Source organism: Psychrobacillus sp. Z3-81 (genome assembly GCF_056620325.1).
Window position 1 is genome coordinate 84,262 of record NZ_JBWQPU010000013.1, and the last position, 10,735, is coordinate 94,996.

The window sequence follows — 10,735 nt, forward strand, 5'->3', positions numbered from 1 at the left end:
AGAAGATTCGACTTCTACAGTCTTTTTTGTTGGCTGGAACTTAGTGAGGTAACGTGTCAAAAGAAGCATTTCCTTCTGATTCAGCGGATCGCATGGAAGTGAGGGCTTGCCGAGTGAGAGTAAGCAGGATTTCCTCAAAATGCAGTAATGACCCATAAGTAAGACTGACCGTGCTATCCGAGCGAATCTTAGTGTAAATGAGATAAAGTAGGATCTTCACCTAATGCCAGCGGATGACCAATAAGTAGGGCTTGCTGAACGAGAGTAAATTTCTCCTAAATATCGAGAAGATTTCACTCTGAAAGAAGAATTACTGCGCGGAAAAGACGGTCAACTGTGCGGAAAACCGGGTGTATCGAGCGGAAATGGGGAGGTATCAATCGATTCGAGGGATCTATCGAGCGGAAACGAGGAGGTATCGTGCGATTCAAGAGTACTATCGATCGGTTTTCAAATTACTGATCGGAAAATAAGGTGTATCGAGCGGAAATGGGGAGGTATCAATCGATTCCAGAGTTCTATCGTGCAGTTACAGGGTTCTATCGATCGTAACGAAGTATCGCTCGCTTCGAGGGGGTTACGAATCTGTTCCAGGTATCGCTCGCTTCGAGTGGTTGATTAATAAATCCCTAATATAAAGTAGTTATTACGAAGCTCGCCTGTTAAAAATTTGTCGCTCGAAAATGTGGATTCGACCTTTTATTTTGACAAAGTTCTTAATTGGTAGGTGATAAGATTTTATCAAAAGGGGGGAGAGCTATGTACGCAGAAGTAATGATAGCAACGAATACGTTTTTCAATTATACGGTTTTAGCGTTTGCGAACAGAATCGGTTGGATTGAAAATCAAAAGAGATATTTGCTTCTGTCTGCCTTTGTTGCTGGGGTACTTACAGTTCTGTTCGCACACCATGTGATGACATTGTTGCTCACGTTCTTTCTGATGCTGGGAATTGCATTTTGGAAAAAGCGGACGCAGATGCTGAAAGCGATGTCTCTCACATTATTAGCCACGCTTTTTGCGGGAGGCTTGTTAACTGCGATAGCGCCGATGTACGAAAAAACTGGACAAACATTTATGCTCATCAATTATGGACTTATTGCTATAGGTGGATTATATCTATTGTCCAAGCATGTACTTAGGGTGCATATCTCTCAAACAGAAAGAAATTTAGTTTTTGCTTCCGACTTGCATCTGTTCGGACAACAGAAAAAGCTTCAATTATTTATAGACTCCGGCAATGTTTGTCGAGAGCCGCTTTCCAATGAACCGGTTCACTTTTTGTCTGGTGATGCAGTGAAGGACATTATTCCACCTGTACTATATCAGTTTATAGAAAGCTGGGATAGCCAGGATTACCAAGGCTTAGATGGACTCCCAAAAGAATATGCTGCAATGGTGAGATTAATTCCGATAGCTACCATTCAAAAAGAGAAGGCATGGGTAATTGGCATAAGATTTGAGCAGTGGATGATTGGAGAAGAAAAGCTCCCGAAAGGCTATATCGTACTAACTAGGGGGAAAGAAAAATTTCCTCATGAAGCAGATGGCATCTTACACAGTTCCAGCTATTATCATCTAAAAAAGAGGAGTGTTAAATAATGATTATGCCCTTTATTCGTCGCATATATTACTGGATATTATCGCTGCGAAGAAAACCGGTTCATTATATTGGAGGAAGCGAATCACTACCAAAACCACTTACGAGAGAAGAAGAGCGCGATATGTTAATTTCATTCATGAATGGCGATGAGCATGCGAGAGATGTATTAATTGAAAGAAACCTCCGTTTAGTTGTATATATTGCAAGAAGGTATGATCAAACGAATACGAATATTGAGGATTTAATTAGCATTGGCTCTATTGGGTTAATAAAAGCGGTGGAAACATTTAATTTAGATAAAGGAATTAAGCTTGCCACCTATGCTTCTAGGTGTATAGAAAATGAGATTTTGATGCATCTTCGAAAAACGAATCGGATGAAATCAGAGGTTTCCTTTGACGAGCCATTGAACTCAGACTCTGATGGGAATGAGCTATTACTATCCGATATATTAGGAACCAGTGAGGATTTGATTATTGAAGATGTAGAGAAAAAGCTAGAAAGACAGCATGTTTTTGAGGCAATTAATCTTCTTGGGAACAGGGAAAAGTATATTATGCAATGTCGATTTGGCTTGAATGGGCGAGAAGAAATGACGCAAAAAGAGGTTGCGGATCATCTCGGAATATCCCAATCCTATATCTCCAGGTTGGAGAAAAAAATAATTTTGGACTTAAAAGAAGTACTGAACGAGCCTATCGCTTGATGGCTGAAATTGGATAGTTTCCACTTCGAATAATCTCTCTTCCGACGGACAAACTGACTAAGAACTATTAAACAGTCCGGAGGAAGAGCTATGACGAGAACAAAAGTTGAATTATGCGGCATTGATACATCAAAGCTTCCTTTATTATCTCACGAGCAAATGAAAGCGTTATTTATAAGACTTCAAGCTGGTGAGGAATCGGTAAAAGATGAATTAGTAATGGGGAATTTGAGATTGGTACTAAGTCTTGTTCAACGGTTTGCCTACCGCGGAGAACAAGCGGATGATTTGTTCCAAGTTGGTTGTATCGGGTTAATAAAATCCATCGAAAATTTTGATTTAAAGCATAATGTTCGCTTCTCCACATACGCAGTACCAATGATTATTGGAGAAATTAAAAGACATTTACGAGACCACCATTCAGTAAGAGTATCTAGATCCTTAAGAGATATAGCATATAAAGCGATGAAAGCAAAGGAACAATATATAAACGAACACCTTGAGGAGCCTACGTTAGAGGATTTAGCAAAAATTTTAGAGATACCAGTGGAAGATATTCTTTTGTCCCTGGATGCCATTCAAGATCCAGTATCTCTGCAAGAGCCAATTTTCAGTGATGGCGGCGACGCTATCTATATGATGGACCAGCTTTGTGATAATGATGTATCAGAAGATCAATGGGTTACCTATTTTACCGTAAAGGATAGCTTTCAAAATCTAGATAGCCGTCAAAAGAAAATTTTAACAAAACGCATTTACTATGGAGCTACCCAAACAGAGATTGCTGCTGATTTAGGTTTATCACAAGCTCAAATCTCGCGCTTAGAAAAGAGTGCATTATCTACCATCCAAAGTCAGCTCAATTTGAAATAACGCTTTTTCTTCAGAGAAAAAGCGTTTTTTCTCTTGTCCTAACATATACTGTGGAAAGGAGGGGACGAAGTGAAATTTTCTGAAGCGCAGCAAAAAGAAGTCATAGAATCCGTTACTGGTCAATTGTTAGGGTATATTGTGGATGCGGAAATAGATAAGGATACCGGCTTTATTACTTCATTTATTGTGGAATCTTCCGGAGGCTATCAGGCTTTTTTTAATAAAAAGAAGGAAACACAAAAAATCAGTGTTCGAAATGTCTCAATAATTGGAAAAGATGTTATTATTGTTTCGAAAAATAGAGATTAAGACTTGTTCATCATTGATAAAACAAGCTTTCATTGATACAATGAACAAAAGACAATTGATGAAAGTTTGGTTTCATATGAATAGTGTTCAAAATAATTTACAATCAATCCAACAACATATAGAAGCTGCTTGTGAGCGTTCTAGACGACATCCAGATCAAGTTCGCTTAATTGCTGTGACAAAATCTGTCTCGGTAGACAGAACAAAAGAAGTAATGGAAAGTGGCGTACTGCATCTGGGGGAGAACAGACCAGAGGGATTAGCGAATAAACAGGAAGCTATCTCTTCTGAACATGTCGTTTGGCATTATATAGGGACCTTGCAAACTAGAAAGGTAAAATCAGTCATTAATAAGATTGATTACCTTCATTCTCTTGATCGAATATCTCTGGCAGAAGAGATTGAAAAGCGAGCAGAGTCCGTAGTGAATTGCTTTGTTCAAGTCAATGTTGCCGAGGAAGAATCTAAGCATGGGTTGGCCTATGAGGAAGCGGAAGCTTTTATTGAACAATTAAAGGACTTCCCTAAGATCAAGGTTGTCGGCTTAATGACCATGGCACCGCTTACGGAGGACGAGGACTCTATTCGACTGGTATTTCGCAAGTTAAAGGAGCTCCAAGAAATGATAGAGGCAAAGCAGTATCCACATGCCCCTTGTACAGAACTCTCCATGGGTATGTCAGGAGACTATGAAATTGCCATTGAAGAAGGAGCAACATTCATAAGAGTTGGAACTGCTTTAGTTGGGCAGGATAAGGAGGAAGATGTATGAGCATGAAGAACTGGGTAAAAAATTTCTTCTATTTAGAAGAGGATGAAGAAGCAGCTGCTACAACTCAACAATCTCCGAGACCTCAGCAACAGGCAATGGAGCAGCCTGTAAAACAACAGCCAGTAAAATATGCAAAAGAAAGAAAGGTAAGTGCCGTGCCAAAGGATACCAATGTTCCTAACCTTGTTAGCATTCAAAATATGCAAAAATCTTCAAAGGTAATCTTGATGGAACCGAGAGTTTATGCAGAAGCACAGGATATCTCGGAGCATTTAAAAAATAAAAGAGCAGTCATTGTAAACCTTCAAAGAATTGACAAGGAACAGGGAATCAGAATTATCGATTTCTTGAGTGGAACCGTGTATGCTTTAGGAGGAGATATTCAACGTATTGGAACAGACATCTTCTTGTGTGCACCTGACTCAGTCGAGGTAGCAGGAACGATTTCCGATTACTATTACAATGATTTAGATTAATAGAGGAGCTTTCTTAAACATGTTAATTTTGATTCAGGTAATAAATACAGCAGTTACATTCTACATGTATGCGCTAATCATTTATATTTTTATGTCTTGGCTTCCGAATGTAAGAGAATCCAGCTTTGGCCAAGCATTAGGGAAGATTTGTGAACCATATCTAGACATCTTCCGAAGATTTATTCCCCCAATTGGGATGATTGATATTTCACCGATTGTTGCTATTTTTGCTTTACAGTTAGCTTTAAGAGGTGTGATATCTGTACTATTCTATTTGATGTAGCAATAAACAATCTAAATATGGAAGACGTAATAGACCTCACTTTTGTGGGGTTTTACTTTTAAGGGAGCATTTTTTATGGAGCATTTATTACAGCATTTTCGTAAGGATGAGCAGCCTTTTATAGAACAGGCAGTAAATATGATTCGTGAGGTGGAGGATCGGTATGCCCCTCGTCTTACAGACTTTTTAGATCCAAGACAGCGGTTTATCCTCGATACTCTTCGTAGACAATACGAAGGCGTGGAATCGGCTGTAGCAGGAGCACTGGAAGAGGCAGAGCGTCAGCGTGTGCTACTCTATCCTTCTTATTTTGAGCCTCAGGATAGTGATTTTTCGCTTGCTGTGATGGAGGTGAAATATCCGAAGAAGTTTGTTACCCTCCGTCATAAGGATGTACTTGGAGCAATTATGTCTCTTGGCATGGATCGCAGTAAATTTGGAGATATCCGTGTGCAGGACGATTCCATTCAATTTGTGGTGGCAAGTGAGGTCTTGGAATACGTTCGTGCCAATTTAACAAGTATAGGAAAAGTGAAGGTTCAAGTGGAATTGGTGGAGGATCCTGCACTTTATTTCCCACAACAAGAAGAGTGGCTGTCAGAGCTTCATATTGTCAGCTCTCTTAGACTCGATACGGTCATTTCCTCCGTTTTTAACATTTCTCGTCAAAAATCAGCAGCACTGATTACAGGTGGAAAGGTAAAGGTGAACTGGGCGGAACGAGACCAAACCTCTCTGGAGCTACAGGAATTGGACTTACTTTCTGTGCGTGGACTGGGCAGAGTCAAGCTATTAATGATTGAAGGAAGAACAAAGAAAGATAAGATTCGACTCCAAATTGGAAAATTAGAGCAAAAAAACTAATATTATTCCCAATAAAATTTTAAATTTTGATGTATTCATCCCCTGGTAATTGTATAATAGAGGGAAGAGAATGATAGAATGTAAAGGAGCTGGAGTAAATGCCATTAACACCGCTTGATATACATAACAAGGAATTCAGTAAAGGCTTTCGTGGATATAACGAGGATGAAGTAAACGAATTCTTAGATCAGGTTATGAAGGACTTAGAAATTATCCTAAAGGAAAAGAAGGAGCTTGAAAACAGATTAAAGGCTACATCAGAACAAGTAGGGCACTTCACTTCCCTTGAAGAAACATTACATAAATCGATTGTTGTTGCTCAAGAAGCAGCAGAGGAAGTTCGTCGCAATTCTCAAAAAGAGGCAAAGCTTATTGTGAAGGAAGCGGAAAAAAATGCAGACCGTATTGTCAATGAAGCTTTATCTAAAGCTAGAAAGATAGCATTAGAGATTGAAGAACTGAAAAAGCAGTCTAAGGTATTCCGCAATCGCTTTAAAATGCTTATAGAAGCACAGCTGGATCTTATCAACACAGATGATTGGAATCATCTAATGGAGTATGATGTAGATACAGCAGCTATTGAGCGTATTTCAGCTACGGAGGAATAATCCGTCAACCTTCTTGACTGTTCATCATACATTACCTATAATTACTTCATATATAACAAGCAACAGCGTAGATAAAGATGTCTAAAGGAAATTTCAGTTTAGCGACTTGAGGATGGTGAAAGCTCAAGCAAGAAATACTTTAGAGGATCACTTTGGAGCTGAGATACTGAAAACGTGTAAGTATCTCCGGTTTATGTCCCGTTATGACATACTAAGTGGTGGTTTCTATCTTAGAGACCACAATTAGGGTGGTACCGCGAGAATCTTACTCCTCGTCCCTTTGTTGGGATGGGGAGTTTTTATTTTTCGTCAAATTAAAGGAGGAGCAAATATGGAATACAAAGACACATTACTGATGCCAAAGACAGATTTCCCAATGCGTGGTAATTTGCCAGTAAAAGAGCTAGACATTCAAGCAAAATGGGAAGAGCAAGACATTTATCAAAAGGTACTAGACCGTACGAAGGATAGACCATTCTTCGTTTTACATGATGGTCCTCCATACGCAAACGGAGATATCCACATGGGCCATGCCTTAAACAAGGTATTGAAGGACATCATCGTACGTCAAAAATCGATGACGGGATTCCATGCACCATATGTACCAGGCTGGGATACGCACGGTCTACCAATCGAGCAGGCGTTAACGAATAAAGGAGTTAAACGCAAAGAGCTTTCCTTAGCAGAGTTCAGAAAGCTTTGTGAAGACTATGCGTATGAGCAAATTGAAAACCAACGCGCTCAATTCAAGCGTCTAGGTGTTCGCGGTGATTGGGAAAACCCATACGTAACACTGAAGCCAGAATTTGAATCTCGTCAAATTCAAGTATTTGGAGAGATGGCGAAAAAAGGCTATATCTATAAAGGCTTAAAGCCAGTTTACTGGTCTCCATCCAGTGAATCTGCGTTAGCAGAAGCAGAAATTGAATATCAAGATAAAAAGTCTCCATCTATCTATGTGAGCTTTGCGGTGACAGAAGGAAAAGGCGTGCTAGAAGAAGGCACGAAGTTCATCATCTGGACGACAACTCCATGGACGATTCCTGCAAACTTAGCGATTTCCTTACATCCAAAGGTAGAGTATGCAGTGGTGTCAGCGAAGGATTCTAAATTTGTCGTAGCAAAAGATTTAGTAGAATCAGTAGCTTCTGAGCTTGGCTGGGAAGAGTACACAGTAGAGCGCACGGTAATGGGTGAAGAAATGGACCGCCTTGTTGCGAAGCATCCACTTTATGATAGAGATTCTCTAATCATCTTAGGAGAGCACGTAACAACTGATTCTGGTACGGGCTGTGTTCATACAGCACCAGGTCACGGGGAAGATGACTTCTACGTAGGGAAAGCATATGGCTTGGATGTGCTTTGTCCAGTGAACGACCGCGGGGTTATGACAGAAGAGGCACCTGGCTTTGAAGGATTATTTTATGATGATGCGAATAAAGCAATCACAGAGGCATTAAAAGAAGCTGGTGCACTTGAAAAGCTGACATTCTTCACGCACTCCTATCCACATGACTGGCGCACGAAAAAACCGGTAATTTACCGTGCGACGCCACAATGGTTTGCGTCTATTGAGGCATTCAGAGATCAGCTGCTTCAAGCAATCAAAGAAACGAAGTTCACACCTGCATGGGGAGAAACTCGTCTTTATAATATGATTCGTGACCGTGGAGACTGGTGTATTTCTCGTCAGCGTGTATGGGGTGTTCCAATCCCAGTATTCTATGCGGAAAATGGTCAGGAAATCTTAACAGAAGAAACAATCGAACATGTGGCGAAGCTGTTCCGTGAGCACGGATCGAACATCTGGTTTGAAAGAGATGCAAAGGATTTATTGCCAGAGGGCTTTACACACCCAGGAAGTCCAAACGGCATCTTCACAAAAGAAACAGATATCATGGACGTTTGGTTCGACTCAGGCTCCTCTCACCAAGGAGTGCTTGCAGAGCGTGACGATTTAGTGTTCCCAGCAGATTTATATTTAGAAGGATCTGACCAATATCGTGGATGGTTCAACTCATCACTAATCACAAGCACAGCGATGTACGGTCATGCACCATATAAAGGATTACTAAGCCATGGTTTCACATTAGATGGCGAAGGACGCAAGATGAGTAAATCACTTGGAAACGTCATCGTTCCAGCGAAAGTAATGAAACAGCTGGGAGCAGACATCGTTCGTCTATGGGTTGCTTCTGTAGACTACACTGCTGATGTTCGTGTATCCGATGCAATCTTCAAGCAAGTAACAGAGGTTTACCGCAAAATCCGTAACACGTTCCGTTTCTTACACGGAAACATCACGGACTTCCATCCGGTAAATGATCGTGTGGCATTTGAAGACCTTCGTGAAGTGGATCAATACATGTACATGAAGCTTCAAGAGGTAATCAAAACAGTACGTGCTGCATATGACCGTTACGACTTCGCAACTGTTTACCACACAGTGAACAATTTCGTATCTGGTGAATTAAGCTCCTTCTACCTAGATATCGCGAAGGACGTTGTATACATCTACGGTCAAGACGACCCAGCTCGTCGTGCAATGCAAACGGTGATGTACGATACGCTACTAGCACTATTGAAGCTAGTGACACCAATTCTTCCACATACAACAGATGAGCTTTGGGCTTACCTAGCGCATGAAGAGGAAGAAAGCATCCAGCTGACAGATATGCCAGAAGCAGTAGACTATCCAGCATTCCAAGAGCTTGCACCAAAATGGGAAAAAATTATGGAGCTTCGCGACGATGTATTAAAAGCATTAGAAGAAACACGTAATGCAAAAACAATCGGTAAATCGCTAGAAGCAAAAGTAACGTTATACGTGAAACATGAATACCGCGACCTATTTGCAACAGATGCAATCGATTTCGCACAGCTATTCATCGTTTCTCAGTTCGAGCTAGCAGGTTCTCCTGCAGACGCTCCAGCAGAAAGCTTGGCATTAGAGCATGCTTCTGTAGTAGTCGTAAAAGCAGACGGAGAAAAATGTGAACGCTGCTGGACAATCTCTGAAACAGTAGGCACAAACGAAGCACACCCAACATTATGTACTCGCTGTGCAGAAGTAGTAGAAAAACATTACGTATAAGATGATGAACGAGCAAGCCTTGCGCTTGCTCGTTTTTTTTGTTGGGAGGGGGTGTGTAGAAATGGAAAGTCGTAAAACTGAGCATGATTGTAGCAAAAACAGGGGTGATTGTAGCAGAAATGGTGTTGAATGTAGCAAAACTAGCGGTGATTGTAGCAGAAATGCAGGTCATTGTAGCAAAAATAGTAGCGGGAGGCGCTCGAGAAATTGATTGTAGCAAAAAGGAGCTTGATTGTAGCAAAAAAAGCGATGATTGTAGCAGAAATACACGGGAAATGAAAGTCGTAAAAAATGCAGACCAAAGTCGTAAAAATGAAAAAACTTTGGACCTAATAGAGGATGAACAATTAAGACCATCTATGACTGTCTAGGAAAGAATGCTCCATGATTTAAGGGGAAGTTGCTTCTGCGAGCAATCCTTCAAGTGACCCAGAATATCCAAGTATCTATGAACTTGGTTATGGTACTCCAGGAGGAAATAGAGGAGTCAATTGTAGACATATCCTTTATCCATTCGTCGAGGGCATGAACACCAACAATCAAAAGCAATACGATGTAGATGATGCTTATGAGAGAGGAAAGGTCGTACAGAAACAACGGCAGTTGGAGTGACAGGTCAGAAAGGCGAAACTGTCTTTGACGCTTTCCGAAGAAATGAATTAACTGTAATAACTTCATTTATTACTGTAATTAATGCTGTATCTTTATTTACAGTCTGACTTATTAGTTGAACTAATCCGAGTTGGGCAGCTTTATAAAGTTGTACCAATAGAAATAATCCATTATGTAAAATAAAATAGCTGCGAATTTATCGAGTACAAGATTATGAAAATAAATTTAAAAAAAGTTATTGACTCTTCTAAGAGAAGATGTTATTCTAATTTAGCTGTCATTGAGATAGCGAAAAATGAACATTGAAAACTGAACATGCAAAACGTCAAGATATACAGCGATTGAAACATATCGCAAAACAAATGACATCATTTTATGATGATGCCAGCAAAATTTATGAGCTATCAAAGCTTATCTATTTTAGAAGTTTTCGAGACACGATGTGTTTCGTAAGCTAATTTTATGGAGAGTTTGATCCTGGCTCAGGACGAACGCTGGCGGCGTGCCTAATACATGCAAGTCGAGCGGATGATGA

12 protein-coding genes, 1 rRNA gene and 1 other annotated feature are annotated in these 10,735 nt (G+C 40.3%); all 13 genes read left to right on the forward strand.

Annotation, left to right across the window (positions count from 1 at the left end; translation table 11 throughout):
- The first annotated feature begins 759 nt into the window (after nucleotides 1-759).
- Nucleotides 760-1,602, forward strand: coding sequence for a sigma-E processing peptidase SpoIIGA (locus tag AC1ECF_RS14025; RefSeq protein ID WP_480390058.1), 843 nt, complete (start codon nucleotides 760-762; stop codon nucleotides 1,600-1,602).
- A 5-nt stretch (nucleotides 1,603-1,607) separates the two neighbouring features.
- Nucleotides 1,608-2,309 carry an RNA polymerase sporulation sigma factor SigE gene (gene sigE, locus AC1ECF_RS14030; protein ID WP_480390068.1) on the forward strand — a complete coding sequence of 234 codons (702 nt, stop codon included), beginning with the start codon at nucleotides 1,608-1,610 and terminating at the stop codon, nucleotides 2,307-2,309.
- Nucleotides 2,310-2,399: 90 nt separating this feature from the next.
- Complete coding sequence (gene sigG / locus AC1ECF_RS14035) at nucleotides 2,400-3,182, forward strand: RNA polymerase sporulation sigma factor SigG (RefSeq protein WP_480390059.1); 783 nt, start codon at nucleotides 2,400-2,402, stop codon at nucleotides 3,180-3,182.
- Nucleotides 3,183-3,251: 69 nt separating this feature from the next.
- Nucleotides 3,252-3,491 (forward strand): PRC-barrel domain-containing protein, encoded by a 240-nt coding sequence (locus AC1ECF_RS14040; RefSeq protein ID WP_480390060.1) that lies wholly within the window; start codon nucleotides 3,252-3,254, stop codon nucleotides 3,489-3,491.
- A 76-nt stretch (nucleotides 3,492-3,567) separates the two neighbouring features.
- The gene (locus AC1ECF_RS14045) at nucleotides 3,568-4,263 is read left to right on the forward strand and encodes a YggS family pyridoxal phosphate-dependent enzyme (protein WP_480390069.1); all 696 of its coding nucleotides are present in this window, start codon (nucleotides 3,568-3,570) and stop codon (nucleotides 4,261-4,263) included.
- Nucleotides 4,260-4,739 (forward strand): cell division protein SepF, encoded by a 480-nt coding sequence (locus tag AC1ECF_RS14050; protein ID WP_480390061.1) that lies wholly within the window; start codon nucleotides 4,260-4,262, stop codon nucleotides 4,737-4,739. Before AC1ECF_RS14045 ends, AC1ECF_RS14050 begins: the two co-directional genes overlap by 4 nt.
- Before the next feature lie 19 nt (nucleotides 4,740-4,758).
- A complete protein-coding gene (locus AC1ECF_RS14055; protein ID WP_480390062.1) occupies nucleotides 4,759-5,022 on the forward strand; it encodes a YggT family protein in 264 nt (87 codons plus the stop codon).
- Nucleotides 5,023-5,097: 75 nt separating this feature from the next.
- The gene (locus AC1ECF_RS14060) at nucleotides 5,098-5,886 is read left to right on the forward strand and encodes a YlmH family RNA-binding protein (RefSeq protein ID WP_480390063.1); all 789 of its coding nucleotides are present in this window, start codon (nucleotides 5,098-5,100) and stop codon (nucleotides 5,884-5,886) included.
- A 98-nt stretch (nucleotides 5,887-5,984) separates the two neighbouring features.
- Nucleotides 5,985-6,494 (forward strand): DivIVA domain-containing protein, encoded by a 510-nt coding sequence (locus AC1ECF_RS14065; RefSeq protein ID WP_480390064.1) that lies wholly within the window; start codon nucleotides 5,985-5,987, stop codon nucleotides 6,492-6,494.
- A 59-nt stretch (nucleotides 6,495-6,553) separates the two neighbouring features.
- Nucleotides 6,554-6,777: a binding site (T-box leader), on the forward strand.
- 48 nt (nucleotides 6,778-6,825) lie between these two features.
- On the forward strand, nucleotides 6,826-9,588 hold the full coding sequence (gene ileS / locus AC1ECF_RS14070; protein ID WP_480390065.1) for an isoleucine--tRNA ligase: 2,763 nt from the start codon (nucleotides 6,826-6,828) through the stop codon (nucleotides 9,586-9,588).
- A gap of 83 nt (nucleotides 9,589-9,671) precedes the next feature.
- Entirely contained in the window at nucleotides 9,672-9,959 is a 288-nt protein-coding gene (locus tag AC1ECF_RS14075; RefSeq protein ID WP_480390066.1) for a hypothetical protein, read from the forward strand.
- Between the two features lie 73 nt (nucleotides 9,960-10,032).
- Nucleotides 10,033-10,200 (forward strand): phage minor capsid protein, encoded by a 168-nt coding sequence (locus AC1ECF_RS14080; protein WP_480390070.1) that lies wholly within the window; start codon nucleotides 10,033-10,035, stop codon nucleotides 10,198-10,200.
- A gap of 459 nt (nucleotides 10,201-10,659) precedes the next feature.
- Nucleotides 10,660-10,735, forward strand: a 16S ribosomal RNA gene (locus AC1ECF_RS14085); the annotation flags it as partial.